Source organism: Pseudomonas sp. Sample_22 (genome assembly GCF_004307635.1).
GTDB lineage: Bacteria > Pseudomonadota > Gammaproteobacteria > Pseudomonadales > Pseudomonadaceae > Aquipseudomonas.
Genome location: NZ_RCNY01000089.1, coordinates 79,705 through 102,020 on the forward strand (window position 1 = coordinate 79,705; position 22,316 = coordinate 102,020).

The 22,316-nt window shown below is 59.9% G+C and carries 16 protein-coding genes, 1 other RNA gene and 1 pseudogene; 12 read left to right on the plus strand and 6 right to left on the minus strand.

Annotated features, from left to right (window positions below; translation table 11 throughout):
- Positions 1-196: 196 nt before the first annotated feature.
- From D8U73_RS26145 to D8U73_RS26175, 7 genes and pseudogenes are all read left to right on the plus strand, one after another.
- Positions 197-856 carry a GntR family transcriptional regulator gene (locus D8U73_RS26145; protein WP_056856979.1) on the plus strand — a complete coding sequence of 220 codons (660 nt, stop codon included), beginning with the start codon at positions 197-199 and terminating at the stop codon, positions 854-856.
- A gap of 2 nt (positions 857-858) precedes the next feature.
- Complete coding sequence (gene smc / locus D8U73_RS26150) at positions 859-4,347, plus strand: chromosome segregation protein SMC (protein WP_056856980.1); 3,489 nt, start codon at positions 859-861, stop codon at positions 4,345-4,347.
- Between the two features lie 257 nt (positions 4,348-4,604).
- Positions 4,605-5,459, plus strand: a complete 855-nt coding sequence (gene zipA, locus D8U73_RS26155; protein ID WP_056856981.1) for a cell division protein ZipA — start codon at positions 4,605-4,607, stop codon at positions 5,457-5,459.
- Positions 5,460-5,608: 149 nt separating this feature from the next.
- Positions 5,609-7,966 carry an NAD-dependent DNA ligase LigA gene (ligA, locus tag D8U73_RS26160; protein ID WP_130906153.1) on the plus strand — a complete coding sequence of 786 codons (2,358 nt, stop codon included), beginning with the start codon at positions 5,609-5,611 and terminating at the stop codon, positions 7,964-7,966.
- Between the two features lie 201 nt (positions 7,967-8,167).
- Complete coding sequence (locus D8U73_RS26165) at positions 8,168-9,334, plus strand: putative zinc-binding metallopeptidase (protein ID WP_130906154.1); 1,167 nt, start codon at positions 8,168-8,170, stop codon at positions 9,332-9,334.
- Positions 9,335-9,489: 155 nt separating this feature from the next.
- Positions 9,490-9,586, plus strand: an RNA gene (ffs, locus tag D8U73_RS26170) — signal recognition particle sRNA small type.
- Positions 9,587-9,966: 380 nt separating this feature from the next.
- Positions 9,967-11,664 (plus strand): annotated as a pseudogene (locus D8U73_RS26175) (EAL domain-containing protein); the annotation flags it as partial.
- Here the strand turns inward: D8U73_RS26175 and D8U73_RS26180 are convergent.
- Positions 11,661-12,401 (minus strand): transporter substrate-binding domain-containing protein, encoded by a 741-nt coding sequence (locus D8U73_RS26180; RefSeq protein WP_130906156.1) that lies wholly within the window; start codon positions 12,399-12,401, stop codon positions 11,661-11,663. The pseudogene D8U73_RS26175 and the gene D8U73_RS26180 overlap by 4 nt on opposite strands.
- Before the next feature lie 122 nt (positions 12,402-12,523).
- On the opposite strand from D8U73_RS26180, the gene dnaX reads away from it, so the two are divergent.
- From dnaX to D8U73_RS26205, 5 genes are all read left to right on the plus strand, one after another.
- Positions 12,524-14,620: a DNA polymerase III subunit gamma/tau gene (dnaX, locus tag D8U73_RS26185; RefSeq protein WP_130906157.1), complete on the plus strand. Its 2,097-nt coding sequence runs from the start codon at positions 12,524-12,526 to the stop codon at positions 14,618-14,620.
- A gap of 67 nt (positions 14,621-14,687) precedes the next feature.
- Positions 14,688-15,026, plus strand: coding sequence for a YbaB/EbfC family nucleoid-associated protein (locus tag D8U73_RS26190; RefSeq protein WP_056856987.1), 339 nt, complete (start codon positions 14,688-14,690; stop codon positions 15,024-15,026).
- 190 nt (positions 15,027-15,216) lie between these two features.
- On the plus strand, positions 15,217-16,254 hold the full coding sequence (locus D8U73_RS26195) for an NADP-dependent oxidoreductase (RefSeq protein WP_130906158.1): 1,038 nt from the start codon (positions 15,217-15,219) through the stop codon (positions 16,252-16,254).
- Positions 16,255-16,329: 75 nt separating this feature from the next.
- Positions 16,330-16,932: a recombination mediator RecR gene (gene recR / locus D8U73_RS26200; protein WP_130906159.1), complete on the plus strand. Its 603-nt coding sequence runs from the start codon at positions 16,330-16,332 to the stop codon at positions 16,930-16,932.
- A 169-nt stretch (positions 16,933-17,101) separates the two neighbouring features.
- Complete coding sequence (locus D8U73_RS26205) at positions 17,102-18,250, plus strand: acyl-CoA dehydrogenase family protein (RefSeq protein ID WP_130906160.1); 1,149 nt, start codon at positions 17,102-17,104, stop codon at positions 18,248-18,250.
- Positions 18,251-18,384: 134 nt separating this feature from the next.
- Here the strand turns inward: D8U73_RS26205 and D8U73_RS26210 are convergent, their stop codons facing one another.
- From D8U73_RS26210 to ccoS, 5 genes are all read right to left on the minus strand, one after another.
- On the minus strand, positions 18,385-18,933 hold the full coding sequence (locus tag D8U73_RS26210) for an adenine phosphoribosyltransferase (RefSeq protein ID WP_056856991.1): 549 nt from the start codon (positions 18,931-18,933) through the stop codon (positions 18,385-18,387).
- Positions 18,934-19,011: 78 nt separating this feature from the next.
- The gene (fnr, locus tag D8U73_RS26215; RefSeq protein ID WP_056856992.1) at positions 19,012-19,746 is read right to left on the minus strand and encodes a fumarate/nitrate reduction transcriptional regulator Fnr; all 735 of its coding nucleotides are present in this window, start codon (positions 19,744-19,746) and stop codon (positions 19,012-19,014) included.
- A 92-nt stretch (positions 19,747-19,838) separates the two neighbouring features.
- Positions 19,839-21,221 carry an oxygen-independent coproporphyrinogen III oxidase gene (gene hemN / locus D8U73_RS26220; protein WP_130906171.1) on the minus strand — a complete coding sequence of 461 codons (1,383 nt, stop codon included), beginning with the start codon at positions 21,219-21,221 and terminating at the stop codon, positions 19,839-19,841.
- Between the two features lie 199 nt (positions 21,222-21,420).
- A complete protein-coding gene (locus tag D8U73_RS26230) occupies positions 21,421-22,104 on the minus strand; it encodes a sulfite exporter TauE/SafE family protein (RefSeq protein ID WP_130906161.1) in 684 nt (227 codons plus the stop codon).
- Positions 22,097-22,315 (minus strand): cbb3-type cytochrome oxidase assembly protein CcoS, encoded by a 219-nt coding sequence (gene ccoS, locus D8U73_RS26235; protein ID WP_047531427.1) that lies wholly within the window; start codon positions 22,313-22,315, stop codon positions 22,097-22,099. Before ccoS ends, D8U73_RS26230 begins: the two co-directional genes overlap by 8 nt.
- Position 22,316: the final 1 nt, after the last annotated feature.

A 22,316-nucleotide genomic window follows, 5' to 3' on the forward strand; every position in this document is an offset into this window, starting at 1 on the left:
GTCAATGATTTTCTGACTTAAAGGTCAGGAAAATGCATTTTGTCGACTCACAACTGTTTCTTCATTATTGACCCTCGCAGGCCAGCCTGCTTTTTGCTTGAATCGTGCCAAAACCCCCGCCAGGGCTGTGCGCCATGACGTATCAATTGCGCTACACTGCGCCGCTTGTGCAGATCGAACAGTTTGAAGGACAACCATGACGTTCAAGGCGCCGGACAGCCTCGCCGAGCAAATCGCTCACCACCTCGCCGAACGCATCATTCGCGGCGAAATGAAGCCCGGAGAGCGCATCCAGGAACAGAAGGTCACGCTGGCACTCAATGTCAGCCGCGGCTCGGTCCGTGAGGCCTTGCTGATCCTTGAGCGTCGCCACCTGATTGCGATCCTGCCGCGACGTGGCGCCCACGTGACCGAGCTCACCGCGCACAAGGTACGGAGCCTGTGCACGCTGATGGGCGAGATGTACATCCTGCTCGCCAATGCCGTGGCCACCGGCTGGAAAGTCCAGGCCGACCTGGCGCCGTTCGTGCAGATTCAGCAGCGGCTTACCGCCAGCTACGAACGCCAGGACATCCATACCTTCGTCGATGAAAGCTTCAATGTGATGCGCGCCACGTATTCGTTCGCCAACAATCCGTATTTGCAGGAAACCGTCGAGAATCTGCAGCCGGCCATGAGCCGTGCCTATTTCCTTGCCCTGGATCAGCGCAAGGCCTCGATGAGCGAATATCTGGAGCTGTTCGAGCGTCTGCTCGCGGCGGTGATTGCCCGGGACTACGCCCAGATCCGCGAAGTACTGATCGCCTACGGCCAGCGCAGCTGCGATCTGGTGATCTCCGCCCTGACGGACGCCTGATCTTGCGGCTCAAATGCATCAAGCTGGCGGGGTTCAAATCCTTCGTCGATCCGACCACGGTGAACTTCCCCAGCAACATGGCGGCGGTGGTCGGACCCAATGGTTGCGGCAAGTCGAACATCATCGACGCCGTGCGTTGGGTCATGGGCGAGAGTTCGGCCAAGAACCTGCGTGGCGAGTCGATGACCGACGTCATCTTCAACGGCTCCACCAGCCGCAAGCCGGTGAGCCAGGCGAGCATCGAGCTGGTGTTCGATAACTCCGACGGTACATTGCTCGGCGAATACGCCGCTTATGCGGAAATTTCCATTCGTCGCAAAGTGACCCGCGACAGCCAGACCACCTATTACCTCAACGGCACCAAATGCCGTCGCCGCGACATCACTGACATCTTCCTCGGCACCGGCCTCGGCCCGCGCAGCTACTCGATCATCGAGCAGGGGATGATCTCCAAGCTGATCGAGTCCAAGCCCGAAGACCTGCGAAACTTCATCGAAGAAGCCGCGGGCATTTCCAAGTACAAGGAGCGCCGGCGCGAGACCGAAAACCGCATCCGCCGCACCCACGAAAACCTCGAACGCCTGACTGACCTGCGTGAAGAGCTGACGCGTCAGCTGGAACGCTTGCACCGCCAGGCCGAGGCGGCCAAGAAATATCAGGAATGCAAAAGCGAGGAGCGTCAGCTCAAGGCGCAGTTGTCGGCACTGCGCTGGCAGGACTTGAACGATCAGGTCGGTCAGCGCGAAGCGATCATCGGTACCCAGGAAATAAGTTTCGAAGCCTTGGTGGCCGAGCAGCGCAACGCCGATGCCAGCATCGAGCGCTTGCGCGATGGTCATCACGAGCTCTCTGAACGCTTCAATCTGGTGCAGGGACGCTTCTATTCGGTCGGCGGCGACATCGCTCGGGTCGAGCAGAGCATTCAGCACGGCCAGCAGCGTTTGCGTCAGTTGCAGGACGACTTGAAAGAAGCCGAGCGCGCGCGGCTGGAAACCGAATCTCACCTGGGGCACGACCGCACGTTGCTGTTGACCCTCGGCGAAGAGCTCGACATGCTCACGCCGGAACAGGAAGTCACCAGCGCCGCCGCCGAAGAGGCCGCCGCGGCACTGGAAGAATCCGAAACGACCATGCACGGCTGGCAGGAGCAGTGGGACACGTTCAATCTCAGCGCCGCCGAACCGCGCCGTCAGGCTGAAGTGCAACAGTCGCGGATCCAGCAACTGGAAACCAGTCTGGAGCGCTTGGCAGATCGTCAGAAACGTCTTGGCGAAGAACGCGCGTTGCTCTCGGCAGACCCGGAAGACGCAGCGATCATGGCGCTCAGCGAACAGCTCGCTGAATCCGAGGCGACCCTCGAGGATTTGCAGACCAGCGAAGAAGCCCAGGTCGAAAAACTCGAGCAACTGCGTCAGCACTTGCAACAAACGCTGACGGCGCAGCAACAGGCCCAGGGCGACCTGCAGCGGCTCAATGGGCGTCTGGCGTCGCTGGAAGCCTTGCAACAAGCCGCGCTCGATCCCGGCACCGGCACCGCCGAATGGCTGCGCGAGCAGCACCTGGCGGATCGCCCGCGTCTGGCCGAAGGCCTGAAGGTCGAAGCAGGTTGGGAGCTTGCGGTGGAAACCGTCCTGGGCGCCGACTTGCAGGCCGTGCTGGTGGATGACTTCAATGATTTTGATCTGGCCGGGTTTGCCCAGGGCGATTTGCGCTTGCTCAGCCCCGCTGGCGACGGCGTGCGGGTGCCGGGCAGCCTGCTCGACAAGGTCGAGGCACAGATTGATCTGTCGCCTTGGTTGGGGCAGGTCAAACCGGTTGAAAATCTTGAGCAGGCGCTGACCTTGCGCGGGCAGTTGGGCGTGGGCCAAAGCCTGATCAGTCGCGACGGTTTCTGGGTTGGCCGGCATTTCCTGCGGGTGCGCCGGGCCAGCGAAGCAGAAAGCGGTGTGTTGGCCCGTGGCCAGGAAATCCAGGCGCTTGGCCTTGAGCGTGAAGAGCGCGAAGCCGCCGTCGAAAACCTCGAAAGCCAGTTGCAGAACCTGCGCGCGCAACAGCGCCAGCAGGAGAACGGCCGTGAACATTTGCGCCGTTTGCTGCAAGACGAAGCCCGTCAGCAGGGTGAATTGAAAGCCCAATTGTCGGCCGGTAAGGCCAAGGCCGAACAGTTGAGCCTGCGCCGCACTCGCCTCGACGAAGAGCTCATTGAGCTGGACGAACAGCGTGCGTTGGAACACGAAAACATCGGCGAAGCGCGTCTGCAGTTGCAGGAAGCTCTGGACAGCATGGCGCTGGACACCGAGCAGCGCGAATTACTGCTGGCCCAGCGCGACAGTCTGCGCGAACGCCTTGACCGGGTGCGCCAGGAAGCGCGGCAGCACAAGGATCACGCCCATCAACTGGCGGTGCGGTTGGGCTCGCTGAAGGCTCAGCACGATTCGACGCGACAGGCGCTCGAGCGCCTGGAAATGCAGTCTGAACGCCTGACCGAAAAGCGCGAGCAATTGAGCCTCAATCTGGAGGAGGGCGAGGCACCGCTGGAAGAGCTGCGTTTGAAACTTGAGGAATTGCTCGACAAACGCATGACCGTCGACGAAGAGCTCAAGACCGCACAGATCGCCTTGGAAGATGCCGATCGTGAACTGCGTGATGCGGAAAAACGCCGCAACCAGGCTGAGCAGCAATCACAGCTGATCCGCGGTCAACTCGAACAGCAACGCATGGAATGGCAGGCGTTGACCGTGCGCCGCAAGGCTTTGCAGGATCAGTTGCTGGAGGACGGCTACGATCTGCACGGCGTACTCGCCACGCTGACAGCCGAAGCCAGCGAGAAAGCTGCCGAGGAAGAGCTCGAACGCATTGCGGCGCGGATTGCGCGCCTCGGTGCGATCAACCTGGCGGCCATCGACGAATACCAGCAACAATCGGAGCGTAAACGTTATCTGGATGCCCAGGACGCCGATCTGGTGGAAGCACTGGAGACCCTGGAAAACGTGATTCGCAAGATCGACAAGGAAACCCGAAACCGTTTCAAGGATACCTTTGATCAGATCAATGGCGGTTTACAGGCGCTTTTCCCAAAAGTTTTCGGTGGCGGTCGCGCGTATTTGGAACTGACGGGCGAAGATCTACTCGATACAGGGGTAACGATCATGGCGCAGCCGCCAGGAAAGAAGAACAGCACCATCCATTTGCTCTCCGGTGGCGAAAAGGCCCTGACCGCATTGGCTCTGGTTTTTGCGATCTTCAAGTTGAACCCGGCGCCGTTCTGCATGCTCGATGAAGTTGACGCGCCATTGGATGACGCTAACGTTGGACGCTATGCAAGGCTGGTCAAAGAGATGTCGCAAACGGTGCAATTCATCTATATCACCCACAACAAGATCGCCATGGAAATGGCCGAACAACTGATGGGGGTGACGATGCATGAGCCCGGTTGTTCGCGTCTGGTGGCCGTGGATGTCGAGGAGGCGATGGCAATGGTGGATGCCTGAGTTGTATCTGTAAGACAGGTACTACAGGGTTATCGGACTTTTTTGCTTGCGTTGACTTGCTGGCTAATCGACATATTCGCGCAAGCCATAGTGACAGACGGTGTAAAGTTGCCTTTGGTCGTGCTAGTTTAATGTCAATTTTTCGTATACGTGGGCAAAACGCCTGTCAGAACATAGAGTTGGCGCCACGTTTTAAAGCGGTTTGCAGCTTGTAAACCCCTTATTTTTCAGCATTTTTTATAGAGGCACGGGATTACATGGAAATCGGTCTGCGCGAGTGGCTGATCGTCATCGGCATTATTGTCATTGCCGGTATTCTTTTTGATGGCTGGCGCCGGATGCGCGGCGGCAAGGGAAAATTGAAATTCCGTCTTGATCGAAGTCTGTCCAATCTTCCGGACGAAGACACCAGCGCCGAGTTGTTGGGTCCGCCCCGTGTGCTGGATTCCCACAAGGAACCGCAACTGGACGAACACGACTTGCCTTCGGTGAGCATGCCGGCACGTGAACCACGTGAGTCGGGCTCCAAACGCGGCAAGCGTAGTCATGGCGAGCCGGCTCAGGGCGACATGAACCTCAGCCTGGATCTGGACGGCGGTCCGAGCTTCAGCAGTCGTGACGACGATTTTCCGGATGACACCAAACCCTCTCCATCGGTCAGCGAGAAAGAGCAGCCCCAGGCTGAAGAAGTGCTGGTGATCAGTGTCATTTGCCGCGACGCAGCAGGTTTCAAAGGACCGGCGTTGTTGCAGAACATCCTCGAAAGCGGCCTGCGTTTTGGCGAGATGGACATCTTCCACCGTCACGAAAGCATGGCGGGCAACGGCGAGGTGCTGTTCTCCATGGCCAACGCGGTCAAGCCAGGTGTTTTCGATCTGGACGATATCGACCACTTCAGCACTCCGGCGGTAAGCTTCTTCCTCGGTTTGCCAGGCCCGCGTCATCCCAAGCAAGCCTTTGACGTGATGGTGGCTGCAGCGCGCAAACTGTCGCAAGAACTGAACGGCGAATTGAAAGACGACCAGCGCAGCGTACTGACCGCCCAGACGATCGAGCATTATCGTCAGCGCATCGTCGAGTTCGAGCGCCGCGCCCTGACCCAGAAGCGCTGATATTGAATGGACGGGGCAGGCTTCTGTGACACAGGAGCTTGTTGTGGCGAGGGAGCAAGCACCCTCGCCACAATGTCCATAGCCTTGAGCTACTGTACTTAGAAAATTGAGCAGCCTCGGCTGCTCTTTTGCTTTATGAGAGAACACCCATGACTGCCGCCAAAAACCGCATTCTAGAGCTGCGTACCGAGCTGGATCAGCACAACTATCGCTATCACGTGCTGGACGAGCCGAGCATTCCGGACGCCGAGTACGATCGGTTGTTTCACGAGCTCAAGGACCTGGAAGCCGCTCATCCAGAGCTGGTGACCAGTGACTCGCCAACCCAGCGAGTGGGCAGCGCGGCGTTGTCGGCATTCACTCAGGTGCGCCATGAAGTGCCGATGCTCAGCCTTGGCAACGCGTTCGAAGAAACCGACATGCGCGAGTTCGATCGACGGGTCACCGAGGGTCTGGATCTGCCGGTTGGCGATCTGTTCGGTGGCGGCGCGGCGGTGGAGTACAGCTGCGAACCCAAACTCGATGGCCTGGCGGTCAGTCTCCTGTATCAGGACGGCGTACTGGTGCGTGGCGCCACGCGCGGCGATGGCACCACTGGCGAAGACATCAGTGTCAACGTGCGCACTGTGCGCAACATTCCGCTGAAGTTGCACGGCACTGGGTGGCCGGCGACGCTGGAAGTGCGTGGTGAAGTGTTCATGTCCAAGGCCGGGTTCGAGCGGCTTAACGCCACGCAACTGGAGGTGGGCGGCAAGACTTTCGCCAACCCGCGCAACGCGGCGGCGGGCAGTCTGCGACAGCTGGATTCGAAAATCACCGCCAACCGGCCACTGGAGTTCTGCTGCTACGGCATTGGCCAGGTGTCGGCGGACATTGCCGATACACACATCGGCAATCTGCAACAGCTTAAGGCCTGGGGCTTGCCGATCAGCCATGAGCTGAAGCGGGCGAACGGGATCGATGAGTGCCTGGCGTATTACCGCGACATCGGTGAGCGTCGCAACGCGTTGCCCTATGAAATCGACGGTGTGGTATTCAAGGTCAATAGCATCGCGTCACAGCGGGAACTGGGTTTCCGCGCCCGCGAACCGCGCTGGGCCATCGCCCATAAATTCCCGGCCATGGAAGAGCTCACCGAGTTGCTCGACGTGGAATTCCAGGTCGGTCGTACCGGCGCCGTGACGCCGGTGGCGCGACTGAAACCGGTCAAGGTTGCCGGCGTCACCGTCGCCAACGCGACGCTGCACAACATGGATGAAGTGGCGCGCCTGGGGTTGATGATCGGTGATACGGTGATCATCCGCCGAGCGGGTGATGTGATTCCGCAAGTGGTGCAGGTAGTGCTCGAACGCCGTCCGGATAACGCCCGGCCGGTGCAGATTCCCGAGCAATGCCCGGTCTGTGGTTCCCACGTCGAGCGTACGCAACTGGTCAAACGCAGCAAGGGCCGCGAGACGGTCAGCGAAGGCGCGGTGTACCGCTGCGTCGGCCGACTGGCCTGTGGCGCGCAACTCAAGCAGGCGATCATCCACTTCGTCTCGCGACGGGCGATGGATATCGAAGGCTTGGGCGACAAGAGTGTCGAGCAATTGGTGGACGAAGGGTTGGTCAGTTCGCCGGCCGATCTGTATGCCCTGAAGTTCGACGACATCGTCGATCTGGAAGGCTTTGCCGAGGTATCGAGCAACAAACTGCTCAGTGCCATCACCGACAGCAAGACGCCGGGGCTGGCGCGGTTCATCTATGCCCTCGGGATTCCCGATGTCGGCGAAGAGACGGCCAAGGTCCTGGCGCGTTCCCTCGGTTCGTTGGAGCGGGTGCAGCAGGCATTGCCACAAGTGCTCACGTATTTACCGGATGTCGGGCTGGAAGTGGCCCACGAGATCCACAGCTTCTTCGAGGATGCCCATAACCGGCAAGTGATCACAGCTTTGCTCAAGCACGGGCTGCAGATCCAGGATCAGGGCGAACTCGGCGCCGAGTTTGCCGCCAGCACTACCCTGGGCGGCTTCCTCGACAAGCTGCACATTCCTTCGGTGGGGCCGGGCGGGGCGCAGAAACTGGCCGAGAAATTCGGCTCGCTGCAAGCGGTCATCGATGCCGATTGGCTGGATATGCGTCAGGCGTTGCCGGAGAAGCAGGCCAATTCGGTTCGGGAGTTTTTTACCATCGAGGAAAATCGTCGACTCGCCGAAGCGGCTGAAAAACAGCTGGTCGATTTCGGCATGCACTGGCGCAGCGAAAAGAAAATCGTCGAAGGCCTGCCATTGGCTGGGCAAACCTGGGTGCTCACCGGCTCGCTGGAGCTGATGAGTCGCGATGTGGCCAAGGACAAACTCGAAAGCCTTGGTGCCAAGGTGGCGGGTTCCGTGTCCGCCAAGACCCATTGCGTAGTGGCGGGGCCGGGCGCCGGTTCGAAGTTGACCAAGGCCAATGAGCTGGGCTTGAAGGTGCTGGATGAAGAGGCGTTTGTTGAAACATTGCGCGGGTTCGGCAAGGTGGACTGAGCAGCAATATAAACTGTAGGGGCCGTCCCGCCGCCGCGCTGTGATCGTTCCCACGCTCCGCGTGGGAATGCCCCAACGGACGCTCCGCGTTCGGGCGCTGAAGGGGGCGCGGAGCGTCCTGGCCTGAGTTCCCACGCAGAGCGCGGGAACGATCCAGTGTCCGCAATGATCTAGTCTTGGCAAGCCCAGGGAGAGATCGCCATGTACCGCTTCTTCGAACAGCTCAGCTCACGCATCGCGGCGCCCTTCATGGGGGAGAGTTCGCGCAACAGCAAGATCTGGCCGTGTCGATGCGGGCAGTCGCTGTTCTTTCGCAATAGCCAGTGCCTGGCCTGTTCGGCGGCGCTGGGCTATCAGCCGCAGGAGAGCCGTCTGTCATCGTTGCAGCCCGGCGATCAGCCGGATAGCTGGTGGCTTGATGCCGATCCCGCAGCCGGTTTGTTTCGTCGTTGCGCCAACCTTGATTCCCCGGCAGCGTGCAATTGGCTGCTGCCTGCCAATGACCACGATGTGTTGTGCATCGCGTGTAGCCTGAATCGCACCATTCCCGATTTATCGATAGCCGAAAACCATGAGCGCTGGCGCAAGATGGAAACCGCCAAGCGGCGGCTGGTCGCGCAATTGGTCAGCCTGGGGTTGCAGGTGATACCCAAGACGGTCGATGAAGAAACCGGTCTGGCCTTCGATTTCATTGGCGTCGACCTCGAAGGCAAGTCGCCCACCACCGGTCACGCCAATGGCCTGATCACCCTCGACATCGAAGAAGCTGACGATGCTCATCGCGAGCAGATGCGGGTACAGCTACACGAACCCTATCGCACATTGCTCGGGCATTTTCGTCACGAAGTCGGGCATTACTACTGGGACCGTCTGATCGCCAATAGTGATTGGCTGCAAGCGTTCCGCGGCTTGTTCGGTGATGAGCGTGCCAGCTACACCGATGCCCTTGAACGACATTATCAGCAGGGCGCACCGCTTGATTGGCAGCAATCCTGTGTCAGTGCCTATGCCACCATGCATCCTTGGGAGGACTGGGCTGAAACCTGGGCGCATTACCTGCACATGATGGATGCAGTCGATACGGCACTGGGGTTCGGCATGAGTGCGCGGGAAATGGACCTCGATTATCAGCCGTTTCCGATCGATACCCTTTACGATCCGCAGCATCCCGGTGGGGCGGCGTTTCTTTCTTTCGTCAATGCCTGGATCGAACTGGCCGGCATGCTCAATGAACTGTCGCACAGCATGGGCCAGCCGGATTTTTACCCTTTCGTGCTGCCGCCGACGGTGATCGCCAAGCTGCACTTCATTCATCTGGTCATCCAGGGCGAGGGCGGCAGGGCGGACGAAGTGGTGCAGGACCTGTAGAGCGAGCAGGCTCGCGCCTGCATAAGCCGATTTTCACCATTCGCGCATGTCTTTGACCGGCCTCATATTTTTAATCCGCCGCAACGGTTGTAACTTCGTCTGAGATAGGTACAATGGCGCGGCTCGCCGTCAGGTGAGCGTCGTTATGGTGACCCCATCGGTCCCCCCGCAACGATTACCCGTGAACCTGGTCAGATCCGGAAGGAAGCAGCCACAGCGGGAACATTGTGTGCCGGGGTGTGGCTGGTGGGGTTGCCTCCATAACGCAGCGCGAATCCTCTGTCGCGTTATCCTGTTCAAATACTTTCACTGTGCTGCCATGGATTTTGTCCATAGCGGTTTTTTGTCGTTTTCGATTTGGCTGACGCTGTAAAAACATCAGATGATTTGCATCATACTGCGCCATGATCGATCACCTTGCCTTGCAATATGCGATGCATCTCGTAGAATCGCCGCCGGAAACCGGCACTTGGTGACCGGTTCCCGGAAGATCGATCAAGACAACAAAGCCGACATGGCGTCTACTCACAGGGTTGCGTGAGTCCTTTAGCAGCGCTGATATTGCGCGAATGATCCGCGCTAATTTGCTGCTCCACCGCCGCCAATGTAAGCAACAGCGAGTCTGACTCACGGATGAGAAGTACCGCAGGGCCGTGGATGCCGCCGCGATTTTTTCCGAGACCGATCTGACCGGCCGGATAACCCACGTCAACGACCAATTTTGCGCCATTTCCGGGTATAGCCGGGAAGAACTGCTGGGGCAAAATCATCGGCTGCTCAATTCCGGCACCCATTCGACCGAGTTTTTCGCCGGCATGTGGCGCACCATCGCCATGGGCAATGTGTGGAAAGGCGAAATCTGCAATCGCGCCAAAAATGGCAGCCTGTATTGGGTAGAAAGCACGATGGTGCCGGTCCTCGATGAAGACACCGGCCGGGTCGAGCGTTATTTGTCGATCCGCTTCGATATCAGCGAAAAGCGCCAACTGCTGCATACCCTGCAATGGCGGGTCGGGCACGATGTGTTGACGGGACTGCCCAATCGCGCGTTTCTGTCGGACCTGCTTGATCAGGCGCTGGAGTTTTCGCGACAGGAAAACACTCCGCTGGCGGTGTGCATGCTCGATCTCGACGGTTTCAAGGCTGTCAACGATGGTTACGGGCATGCCAGCGGCGATCTTTTGCTGGTCGAAGTGGCCAAACGATTGCGCGGTATCGTCCGTGCCGAAGATGTCGTGGCGCGGCTGGCGGGTGACGAGTTTGTCCTGGTGTTGCGTTACGTGCGCGATCTGCCGGAATTGAATGCGGCATTGAATCGGGTCCTGGGCACGATCTCGGCGCCATACACATTGCGCGGTAAGGAAATCAATGTGTATGCCAGTATCGGCGTCACGCTGTATCCCCATGACAATGCCGATGCCGAAACCCTGTTGCGTCATGCCGATCAAGCCATGTACGTGGCCAAGCAAAGCGGGCGCAAGCGTTTTCATTTGTTCGATGTGTCCCGGGATCGGGAGGTCAAGGCTACTCACCAGACCGTCGAGCGGGTGCGCCAGGCACTGATCAATCATGAATTACGTCTGCACTTCCAGCCCAAGGTCAACATGCGACGCGGCGAGGTTGTCGGCTTCGAGGCATTGCTGCGCTGGAAGCACCCGCAAAACGGCATGATGACTGCCCGGGAGTTTTTGCCTTTGGTCGAGGAAACGGATCTGATCGTCGACATTGGTGAGTGGGTGATGGATCAGGTGCTGTTGCAGCTGGAGGTCTGGCAGCTGCAGGGGTATGACTGGCCGGTCAGCGTGAACATCGCGGCGCGGCATTTCCAGCGCGCGGATTTTGTCGGCCGGCTTGAAAGCGCGTTGGCCCGGCATGGGCGAGTGCCTGCGCAAAGACTGGATCTGGAAATCGTCGAGTCGGTGGCCATCGAGAATATTCAGCACGTCAGCGCCTGCTTGCAGGCCTGTCAGGCGCTGGGCGTGCAGTTTTCGTTGGGTGATTTCGGCACCGGTTTCTCATCCTTCAGCTACCTCAAACGGTTGCACACACAAACGATCAAGATCGATAAATCGTTTGTCAGGGATATCCTGCATGACGGTGACGATCTGGCCCTGACCACTGCAGTAATCAGCCTGGCGAAGGCATTTGGTCGACAGGTGATTGCCGAGGGGCTGGAAAGTGTCGAACACGGTGAGTTACTGCTGCGGCTGGGGTGCGAGGTGGCGCAGGGGTATTTCATTGCGCGCCCCATGCCGGCCACCGACGTGCCGGGCTGGGTGGCAGGCTACGTCGCACCGTCGCAATGGCGGGCGCTGGCGCCTGCCGGCTAAGGCTTGCCTCCGATATAAAGCCGAATGATGTCATCGATTTCCCCGGACATTTTCATCCGCACCAACGTGCGCAGAATTCGCTGCACCGGCACGTCCGGGTCGTTGCGTACGTAGCAGCCGACACGCTGCTCCTGCAATACCGCCACACTCAGTAATTGCTGCTGTGGCAGCAGGCGCTGGTTGAACCAGTCCAGCGTCCATTGGTTGCTGACCGCGTAGCGGTTGCGTCCGGCCTGGAGTTTCTCCAGCACCTGTTCCTGATTGCGCGCGTCATCGCGGTGCAGGCGCTTTGCGTCGAACAGCGGTTGCAAAGTCGGGTAGCTATAGCCCAGAACCGTACCGATCGATTGTGGCGACAGACTCGCCGCGATGACCGGATCGGGTTGGGCGGGGCGGCTGATCAGCAGGTCAGGTTGCGTCCAGAGTGGAATGCTCCAGATGTAGTCGCCGGATTGATTGGGTAACCACGATTGTGCGGCATAGCAGCGGACATCGACCTCGCCGTGTTCCATCGCGTTTTGCACCCGGCCCCGGGGCAATACAACAAACCTGGCCGGTACGCCGACCTGGGTCGCAAGGCTGAGCATCACGTCATAAAGAATGCCTTGTGTGGGCCGGCCGCGCTCAAGCTGCACCATCGGCATCGCCCAGCTGTCGGGCACCACAAAGCGCAACGGCGCGTCCGCAGCCGCACTGTCCAGGCTGATCAACAGCAGTGCCCCCAAGGCCAACCGCATAAATGCTCCAACAATCACCGCAAATTGCAGCTTAACCAGATTAGACGAGCGCACCGGATGCATTTTTGGCCTTGCTCCGCTAGCATTAGCCGCTTCTGCTTCCTTCGCTGCGACGGTTTTCGATGAGTTATCAGGTTCTTGCACGTAAATGGCGTCCGCGCTCGTTCCGCGAAATGGTCGGCCAGACCCATGTGCTCAAGGCTCTGATCAATGCCTTGGACAGCCAACGGCTGCACCACGCCTACTTGTTCACCGGTACGCGCGGGGTCGGCAAGACCACCATCGCGCGGATCATCGCCAAATGCCTGAACTGTGAAACAGGTATTACTTCATCGCCGTGTGGCGAGTGTTCGGTGTGCCGGGAGATCGATGAGGGCCGGTTTGTCGACCTGATCGAGATCGACGCCGCGAGCCGGACCAAGGTCGAGGATACACGCGAACTGCTCGACAACGTGCAGTACGCCCCGAGCCGCGGGCGCTTCAAGGTCTACCTGATCGACGAAGTGCACATGCTCTCCAGCCATTCCTTCAATGCGCTGCTCAAAACCCTTGAAGAGCCGCCACCCTACGTCAAGTTCATCCTGGCCACCACCGACCCGCAGAAACTTCCTGCAACGATTCTTTCGCGGTGCCTGCAGTTCTCCCTGAAGAACATGACCCCGGAACGGGTGGTCGAGCATTTGACCCACGTGCTCAGTGTCGAAAACGTGCCGTTCGAAGACGACGCGTTGTGGTTGCTGGGGCGTGCCGCCGATGGTTCGATGCGCGACGCCATGAGCCTGACCGACCAGGCGATTGCCTTCGGCGAGGGCAAGGTCATGGCGGCCGATGTGCGGGCGATGCTTGGAACTCTCGATCATGGTCAGGTCTACGACGTCCTGCATGCGTTGATCGAAGGTGACGCCAAGGCCTTGCTCGAAGCGGTCCGCCACTTGGCCGAACAAGGCCCGGACTGGAATGGCGTGCTGTCGGAAATTCTCAATGTGCTGCACCGTGTCGCCATCGCTCAGGCCCTGCCCGAAGGCGTCGACAATGGTCACGGCGACCGTGACCGGGTACTGGCTTTGGCGCAGGCGCTGCCGGCTGAGGATGTGCAGTTCTACTACCAGATGGGCCTGATCGGCCGCCGCGATTTGCCGCTGGCGCCGGATCCCCGCGGCGGGTTTGAAATGGTGCTGCTGCGGATGCTCGCGTTCCGACCGGCAGACACTGCGGATGCCCCGAGGCAACCGCTAAAGCCAGTGGGGATCAGCCAGGCCACAGTTGATTCCGCACATTCAGTGGCTGCCGCGCCGGTTGTTGCGCCGGTAGTCGCTGCTGCAGTGGCACCGACACCCGTTGCGCCCATCGCACCAGCTGCGGCTGCGGTTGTGGCTCCGGCACCAGAGCCCGAACCTGAGCCGGTTGCATCGGTTGTCGAGCCTGAGCCTGCGGTCGATGCGGCCGTGGTCGAAGATGTGGTCGATCTGCCGTGGAACGATCCGGTCGAGCCTGCTCCGGCTCAGCAGCCAGCGGTCGAGCCTGTACTGGAAACCACCAGCGAACAGCCCGAGTTGCCACCGATGCCGTTGCCGACGCCTGACAGTGTGGTGCCGGATGCGCCTGAATGGGCCGCTACGCCAATTCCGGAACCATCTGTGGCAGAGGTCGATGCCGCGACGCCAGGCATGGACATGGACGACGAGCCGCCGCTCGATGAGGACTACATCGAGCCGGACATGGATTCGGCTTACAGTTATCTCGACGAACTGGCCAGCGAGCATGCCGCCGAGCCCGCACCGGAACCCGAACCTGAGCCCGCAGCGGCACCGGCCACAGGCCTTGCCCTGCAGTGGCTGGAGCTGTTCCCGAAGCTGGCGATCTCCGGCATGACTGGCAGCATTGCTGCTAACTGCACGCTGATCGCCGTGGATGGCGACAACTGGCTGTTGCACCTGGACCCGGCTCACAGTGCCTTGTTCAATGCCACGCAACAGCGCCGGCTCAACGATGCCCTGAACCAGTATCACGGGCGCACCCTGACCCTGACCATGGAACTGATCAAGCCCGAGCAGGAAACCCCGGCCCAGGCGGCGTCCCGTCGTCGTGCCGACCGTCAGCGCGAGGCCGAGGAGTCGATCCACGGTGATCCGTTCATCCAGCAAATGATGCAGCAGTTCGGTGCAGTGATCCGTAACGATACTATTGAACCTGTCGAAGCTCTGGTCAGCCAGGGCTAATAACTGAGGGCGTTCGGCCGTCAGGGCCGGGCGCTGTTTTTATCCAAGTACTTTTGAGGTGATTCCCATGATGAAAGGTGGCATGGCCGGCCTGATGAAGCAGGCACAGCAGATGCAGGAAAAAATGGCCAAGATGCAGGAAGAGCTGGCCAACGCCGAAGTCACCGGTAAAGCCGGTGGCGATATGGTCACCGTGGTGATGACCGGTCGTCATGACGTCAAGCGCGTGACCATTGACCCAAGCATGGTCGAAGGCCTGAGCGAAGACGATCGCGAGATGCTGGAGGCAGTGTTCGCCGCAGCCGTCAACGATGCGGTGCGCAAGATCGAAGCCAACAGCCAGGACAAGATGTCCGGCATGACCGCAGGCATGCAACTGCCGCCGGGCATGAAGCTGCCGTTCTGATTCGCCTTTGGGCGATAGATGAGCTACAAAAAATGCCAGGCATCACGCCTGGCATTTTTGTTTTCGGCTTGTTTTCATGAGGTGTCTGGCAGGACTTCATCGCGGCAGAACTGAGATACATCGAACGCCATACCCGCACAAAGGTCTGCTCCCTATATCCCCCAACTCATTGATCAAAGGAGACGCTGACATGTCCGATCCCATGACGCTCAACCAACGTATCGTCCTGGCCTCACGCCCGGTAGGCGCACCGACGCCGGAAAACTTCCGTCTGGAGCGTGTCGCGCTGCCCGAGCTTGCCGACGGTCAGGTACTGCTCAAGACCCTTTACCTTTCGCTGGACCCTTACATGCGCGGACGCATGAGCGACGCTCCGTCCTACGCCGCCCCCGTGGAAATCGGCGACGTGATGACCGGTGGCGCTGTCAGCCGGGTCGAGCGCTCGCTCAATCCCAAGTTTCAGGAAGGCGATCTGGTGGTTGGCGCCACGGGTTGGCAAAGTCACAGCATCAATGACGGTCGCGGCATCATTCCAGTCCCGAACGGCTTGCCGAGCCCATCCATGGCCCTGGGGGTGTTGGGTATGCCCGGCATGACTGCTTACATGGGCTTGATGGATATCGGGCAGCCCAAGGCCGGCGAAACCCTGGTGGTTGCGGCGGCTTCCGGCGCGGTGGGGTCGGTGGTTGGCCAGGTGGCGAAGATCAAAGGCCTGCGCGTGGTCGGCGTGGCTGGCGGTGCGGACAAATGCCGCTATGTGGTCGAGGAGTTGGGCTTCGATGCCTGCATCGACCACAAGAGCGCGAGTTTCGCCGATGAACTGGCCCAGGCGTGTCCCGATGGCATCGATATCTACTACGAAAATGTCGGTGGCAAGGTGTTCGATGCTGTGGTGCCATTGCTCAATCCCAAGGCGCGGATTCCGCTGTGTGGCCTGATTGCCTCGTACAATGCCAGCGAAGCGCCGAGCGGGCCCGATCGTCTGCCGCTGTTGCAGCGTACGCTGCTGACCAAGCGCGTACGCATTCAGGGTTTTATCGTGTTCGACGACTATGGCGATCGGCAGCCGGAATTCATCAGTGCGATGGCGCCGTGGGTGCGTGATGGCAAGGTGAAATTCCGTGAAGACGTAGTCGACGGCCTGGAGAACGCACCGCAAGCGTTCATCGGTCTGCTGGAAGGACGCAACTTCGGCAAACTGGTGGTGCGCGTTGCACAGGGCGCGTAATTGACAACGTGATTTGACGCTAATCAGAGGCGCGGGTATAAACCGCGTCTCGTTGTTTTGTCGGACTTTTTCCTCATGAGCTTCAGCCCTTTGATTCGCCAACTGATAGACGCCCTGCGAATTTTGCCAGGCGTAGGTCAGAAAACCGCCCAGCGCATGGCGTTGCAGTTGCTCGAACGTGATCGCAGTGGCGGATCGCGATTGGCGCTGGCCCTGAGTCAGGCCATGGAAGGGGTCGGTCATTGCCGTTTGTGCCGCACACTGACCGAGGATGACCTCTGTCCGCAATGCGCCGATACCCGCCGCGACGATACGCTGTTGTGCGTCGTGGAAGGGCCGATGGATGTCTACGCCGTGGAACAGACCGGTTTCCGCGGCCGCTACTTTGTACTCAAGGGGCATCTGTCGCCCCTTGATGGCCTGGGGCCGGAAGCCATCGGGATTCCGCAGTTGATGGCGCGGATCGAGGAGGCTGGCAGCTTTACCGAAGTCATTCTCGCGACCAATCCGACGGTAGAAGGCGAAGCCACGGCCCACTACATCGCACAGTTGCTCAGCAGCAAAGGCCTCATCGCCTCGCGTATCGCCCATGGCGTACCGCTGGGTGGCGAGCTGGAATTGGTGGATGGCGGGACGCTGGCGCATTCGTTTGCGGGGCGTAAGCCCATTGTCTTTTAGCGGCTCAAGCGACGTCTTCGCGGGCTAGCCGTGATCCTCCAGGACAAAACCGGTAGGAGCGAGGCTTGCCCGCGAAAGCCGCGCCCAGATCTCCCTGATATACACAATCCTGTTGAAAACCAAGCAAGCGCTCGGTTAACTTCGCTGAACCCTTCAGTGGAGTTCGCCGATGTCTGCCTTTCAGGAATACTTCGACCCCAGCCACCAATTGGTCCGCGACAGCGTCAGACGTTTCGTCGAGCGCGAGATTCTTCCGGACATCGACCAGTGGGAAGAAGCCGAAAGCTTTCCCCGTGAGCTTTATCTGAAGGCTGGCACGGCCGGGATTCTCGGCATTGGATACCCTGAGCGTTACGGTGGCAGTCACGAGGGCGACCTGTTCGCCAAGGTCGCCGCCAGCGAGGAACTGATGCGTTGCGGCTCCGGTGGCCTGGTGGCGGGGCTCGGTTCTCTGGACATCGGCCTGCCGCCCATACTCAAGTGGGCCACACCTGAAATCCGTGACCGAGTGGTGCCGCAGGTACTGGCCGGGGAAAAAATCAGCGCCTTGGCTGTCACCGAACCCGGCGGCGGCTCCGACGTCGCCAATCTGCAAACCCGCGCCGTGCGTGAGGGTGATGTTTACCGGGTCAGCGGCAGCAAAACCTTCATCACCAGCGGTGTCCGTGCCGATTACTACACCGTGGCCGTGCGTACCGGCGCGCCGGGTTTCGCCGGTATCAGCCTGTTGCTGATCGAGAAGGGCACTCCCGGTTTCACTGTGGGGCGGCAGTTGAAGAAAATGGGCTGGTGGGCGTCAGACACGGCCGAACTGTTCTTCGATGATTGCCGTGTACCTGTAGGCAATCTGATCGGCGCCGAGAACATGGGCTTCGCCTGCATCATGGGCAACTTTCAGAGCGAACGCCTGGCACTGGCCCTGATGGCCAACATGACCGCGCAACTGGCGCTCGAGGAAAGTCTGAAGTGGGCGCGGGCGCGTGAGGCTTTCGGCAAACCGATCGGCAAGTTCCAGGTGATCAAGCACCGCCTCGCCGAGATGGCCACACAGCTTGAGGTTTCACGCGAATTCACCTACCGGCAAGCAGCGAAAATGGCGGCGGGGCAGAGTGTGATCAAGGATATTTCCATGGCCAAAAACTTTGCGACGGATACGGCGGACCGGATCGTCAGCGATGCCGTGCAGATTCTGGGCGGGTTGGGCTACATGCGCGAAAGCCTGGTGGAGCGGCTGTATCGGGATAACCGGATTCTGTCGATTGGCGGCGGGACACGTGAGGTGATGAACGAGATCATCAGCAAGCAGATGGGGTTATAGGCGGTCGTGTGGCCGATGACGCCATCGCTGGCAAGCCAGCTCCCACAGTGGTTTATGCCGTACAGACATCCTGTGCATGACGGTGAAACCTGTGGGAGCTGGCTTGCCAGCGATAGCGGTCTGACAGCCGCCGGTTATTTATCCGTCAGCGCAAACTGCGTCAGGCAGAAGGTCGGGATGCCCATGTCCTGCAATCGCTGCGAGCCACCCAGCTCTGGCAGATCAATGATCGCCGCCGCTTCATGCACCCGCGCACCCATGCGTCGAATCAGGTTCGCAGCGGCGATCAGGGTGCCGCCAGTGGCAATCAGGTCATCGAACATCACCACCGAATCGCCTTCGCACAGGCTGTCGGCGTGTACTTCGAGAAACGCTTCGCCGTATTCGGTTGCGTAGCCCTCGGCCAATACGTCGGCAGGCAGCTTGCCTTGCTTGCGGAACAGCACCAGCGGCTTGTTCAGCTGGTAGGCCAGCACCGAACCGATCAGGAAACCCCGGGCATCCATCGCGCCAATGTGGGTGAAATCGGCCTCGACGTAACGATGGGCGAAGCTGTCCATCACCAGGCGCAGCGCCGTGGGCGACTGGAACAGCGGGGTGATGTCACGAAAGATCACGCCCGGCTTGGGAAAGTCGATCACGGGGCGGATGAGGGATTTGATGTCGAAGGAGTCGAAGACCATCGTCGGGTGTCCTGGCAGGCTGCAAACGACGCAGTATAACGGCGGCTGAACCGTTTCGCTCAGCCGCAACCGCTTGTTTCAGCTTTCCAGTGAACCGCCGGCCAGGGCGCACAGCTGGATCGGGTCGAGGATGCGGATTTCCTTGCCCTCGGCGGCAATCAGTTCGTTCTGCTGGAAACGCGTGAACACCCGTGACACGGTTTCCACCGCCAGACCCAGATAGTTGCCGATTTCGTTGCGCGACATGCTCAGGCGGAACTGGTTGGCCGAGAAGCCCCTGGCACGGAAGCGTGCTGACAGGTTGACCAGGAACGTGGCAATGCGTTCGTCAGCGGTTTTTTTCGACAACAGCAACATCATCTGTTGATCGTCACGAATCTCGCGGCTCATCACACGCATCAATTGACGACGCAATTGCGGCAGTTGCAGGGCCAGTTCGTCGAGGCGCTCGAAGGGGATTTCACACACCGATGTGGTTTCCAGCGCCTGCGCCGATACCGGGTGTTTTTCGGTGTCCATGCCCGACAGGCCGACCAGTTCGCTCGGCAAGTGGAAACCGGTGAGCTGTTCTTCGCCGGCATCACTGAGGTTGAAGGTCTTGAGGGCTCCGGAGCGGACCGCGTAAACGGAGTCGAAAGTGTCGCCCTGACGGAACAGAAACTCGCCTTTTTTCAGTGGGCGGCCACGTTTGACGATTTCGTCCAACGCGTCCATATCTTCCAGATTCAGCGATAGCGGCAAACACAGCGGGGCCAGGCTGCAATCCTTGCAGTGGGCCTGGGTATGAGCGCGCAACTTAACTGGCTCGGACATTTCTTCAATCCTTGTGGGAAAACACACATAAGACGTAAGGGTAACTCACCCAAGGACATTGAGGCCAGTACGTGGCGGTTATGTCGCAGCGATTAGATCACTCTGGAAAACCGTTGGCGGCTGTGTTGTTCCAGGTACGCATCGAACACCATGCACACCGAGCGAACCAGCAAGCGCCCGGCTGGCAACACGGTAATTGCGTCGCTGTCGATCTCGATCAGGCCGTCTTGGGCCATGCGCTGCAACTGCGGCCACAGTTCGCCGAAATAGCCCTGAAAATCGATGTTGAAGGCCTGTTCGATCTGGGCAAACTCCAGGCTGAAGTTACAGATCAATTGTTGTATCACTGCACGGCGCAAGCGGTCGTCGGCGTTGCACAACAGGCCGCGGCTGGTGGCCAGTTGCGAAGAGGCCAGGGCGTTCTGGTATTGATTCAGGTCGCTACTGTTCTGGCAGTACAAGTCGCCGATCTGGCTGATCGCTGAGACGCCGAGACCGATCAAATCGCAATGGCCGTGGGTGGTGTAGCCCTGGAAATTGCGTTGCAGGGTCGATTCTTCCTGGGCGATCGCCAGTTCATCGTCGGGCAGTGCAAAGTGGTCCATGCCGATGTAACGGTAACCGGCGGCGGTCAATTGCTCGATGGTGCGCTGGAGCATTTCCAGTTTCTTGGCTGGCGTCGGCAGTTCATTACCGTTGATTCGCCGTTGCGGCATGAACCGTTCCGGCAGGTGCGCGTAGTTGAATACCGAGAGCCGGTCCGGTTGCAGGCTGATGACTTCCTCGACGGTGCGGGCGAAGTTTTCCGGTGTCTGCTTCGGCAAACCATAGATCAGGTCGATGTTGATCGAGCGAAACTGCAGGGTCCGGGCGGCGTCGATCACCGCGCGGGTTTCCTCCAGGCTTTGCAGGCGATTGACGGCGCGCTGCACGGCGGGGTCGAGATCTTGCAGGCCGATGCTGACCCGATTGAAGCCCAGCTCGCGCAACAACCCCATGGTCGACCAATCTGCCTCGCGGGGATCGATTTCGATGCCGTAGTCGCCGGTATCATCGTCGAGCAGATTGAAGTGTTTGCGCAGGTGCGCCATCAATTGACGCAGCTCGTCATGGCTGAGAAAGGTTGGCGTGCCGCCACCGAAGTGCAGTTGCTCGACTTTTTGCGCCGGGTCGAGGTGGCAGGCGATCAGTTGGATTTCCTGCTCCAGGCGCTGCAAGTAGGGCAGTGCCCGGCCACGATCCTTGGTGATGACCTTGTTGCAGGCGCAGTAGTAGCAAATGTTCGCGCAGAACGGTACGTGCACATACAGCGACAACGGGCGCAGGGCCTTGCGGCTGTCGCGCAGGGCGTGGAACAGGTCGAAAGTGCCGATCTTGCTGTGGAATTGCACGGCAGTCGGATAGGAGGTATAGCGCGGTCCCGCCAGGTCATAACGGCGGATCAGATCGGTGTCCCAACGAATGGCGTCGAGCATCATGCGGGCATTCCCCCGGATAGTCTGGCAGTGCCGGCCAGTCTAGGGGCGGTGGTGTTGATGCATCTTGATTTGCATCAAGGATATCCGGGCTCCGATCGTTTTTGTGGCGAGGGAGCTTGCTCCCGCTGGACTGCGCAGCGGTCCCATTTTTTGGGGCCGCTTCGCGCCCCAGCGGGAGCAAGCTCCCTCGCCACAATCAGTGCCCCATGAGCCAATACTGGTGCGGTCCCGGCAAGGTCCAGATACCAAACAGCATGACCAGCAGCCCACCGGCCATGCGTATGCTGCGCTTGCGCAACAACGCGGTCACCCGTTCAGCCGCCAGCCCGGTGGCCAGCAGCACCGGCCACGTTCCCAGCCCGAATGCCAGCATCAATAAGGCACTGTCCAGGGCATTGCCCTGACTGGCCGACCACAGCAAGGTGCTGTAAACCAGGCCGCACGGCAGCCAGCCCCAGAGCGCGCCCAGCAGCAGCGCACGAGGAAGGCTCGACACCGGCAGCAGTGTGTTGGCAATCGGCTGGATATGCCGCCAGAGGCCACGACCGAGACTTTCAATGCGCGTCAGGCCGCTCCACCAGCCCGCCAGGTACAAACCCATCGCAATCAGCAACAACCCGGCAAGGAGTCGCAGGAACATTGCCGCCGGGCTGTTGGCCACGGCCCAGCCGGCCAGGCCGATCAACAGTCCTGCGGTGGCGTAGCTGAGGATTCGTCCAAGGTTGTAGGCCAGCAGCAGGCGAAAGCGACGACTGCGTTGTTCCTTGGGAATCGCCAGGGTCAGCGCGCCCATCAGGCCGCCGCACATGCCCAGGCAATGGCCACCACCGAGCAGACCGAGAATCAGCGCCGACACCAACAGTGGCGCCAATTCAAGCATGGGGCGGAGCCTTGTCGTCGGGTTTGGCCGGATGGCCGCTGGCCTCGTCGACCGCAGCGGTGTGATTCGGGTCCTGGTCATCGAACAGGATGCTGTGGGCCGGGCCGTCGAGGTCGTCGTACTGACCGCTGTCGACCGCCCAGAAGAAAATGTACACAGCGATGGCCACGATCAGCAGTGCGGCCGGGATCATCACGTAGAGAGCTGGCATC

Excerpts from the sequence above, each read along its gene's own strand:
- D8U73_RS26145 (WP_056856979.1), top strand. The coding sequence starts at position 197 with ATGACGTTCAAGGCGCCGGACAGCCTCGCCGAGCAAATCGCTCACCAC.
- zipA (WP_056856981.1), top strand. The coding sequence starts at position 4,605 with ATGGAAATCGGTCTGCGCGAGTGGCTGATCGTCATCGGCATTATTGTC.
- ligA (WP_130906153.1), top strand. The coding sequence starts at position 5,609 with ATGACTGCCGCCAAAAACCGCATTCTAGAGCTGCGTACCGAGCTGGAT.
- D8U73_RS26165 (WP_130906154.1), top strand. The coding sequence starts at position 8,168 with ATGTACCGCTTCTTCGAACAGCTCAGCTCACGCATCGCGGCGCCCTTC.
- D8U73_RS26180 (WP_130906156.1), bottom strand. The coding sequence starts at position 12,401 with ATGCGGTTGGCCTTGGGGGCACTGCTGTTGATCAGCCTGGACAGTGCG.
- dnaX (WP_130906157.1), top strand. The coding sequence starts at position 12,524 with ATGAGTTATCAGGTTCTTGCACGTAAATGGCGTCCGCGCTCGTTCCGC.
- D8U73_RS26190 (WP_056856987.1), top strand. The coding sequence starts at position 14,688 with ATGATGAAAGGTGGCATGGCCGGCCTGATGAAGCAGGCACAGCAGATG.
- D8U73_RS26195 (WP_130906158.1), top strand. The coding sequence starts at position 15,217 with ATGTCCGATCCCATGACGCTCAACCAACGTATCGTCCTGGCCTCACGC.
- recR (WP_130906159.1), top strand. The coding sequence starts at position 16,330 with ATGAGCTTCAGCCCTTTGATTCGCCAACTGATAGACGCCCTGCGAATT.
- D8U73_RS26205 (WP_130906160.1), top strand. The coding sequence starts at position 17,102 with ATGTCTGCCTTTCAGGAATACTTCGACCCCAGCCACCAATTGGTCCGC.
- D8U73_RS26210 (WP_056856991.1), bottom strand. The coding sequence starts at position 18,933 with ATGGTCTTCGACTCCTTCGACATCAAATCCCTCATCCGCCCCGTGATC.
- fnr (WP_056856992.1), bottom strand. The coding sequence starts at position 19,746 with ATGTCCGAGCCAGTTAAGTTGCGCGCTCATACCCAGGCCCACTGCAAG.
- hemN (WP_130906171.1), bottom strand. The coding sequence starts at position 21,221 with ATGCTCGACGCCATTCGTTGGGACACCGATCTGATCCGCCGTTATGAC.
- D8U73_RS26230 (WP_130906161.1), bottom strand. The coding sequence starts at position 22,104 with ATGCTTGAATTGGCGCCACTGTTGGTGTCGGCGCTGATTCTCGGTCTG.
- ccoS (WP_047531427.1), bottom strand. The coding sequence starts at position 22,315 with ATGCCAGCTCTCTACGTGATGATCCCGGCCGCACTGCTGATCGTGGCC.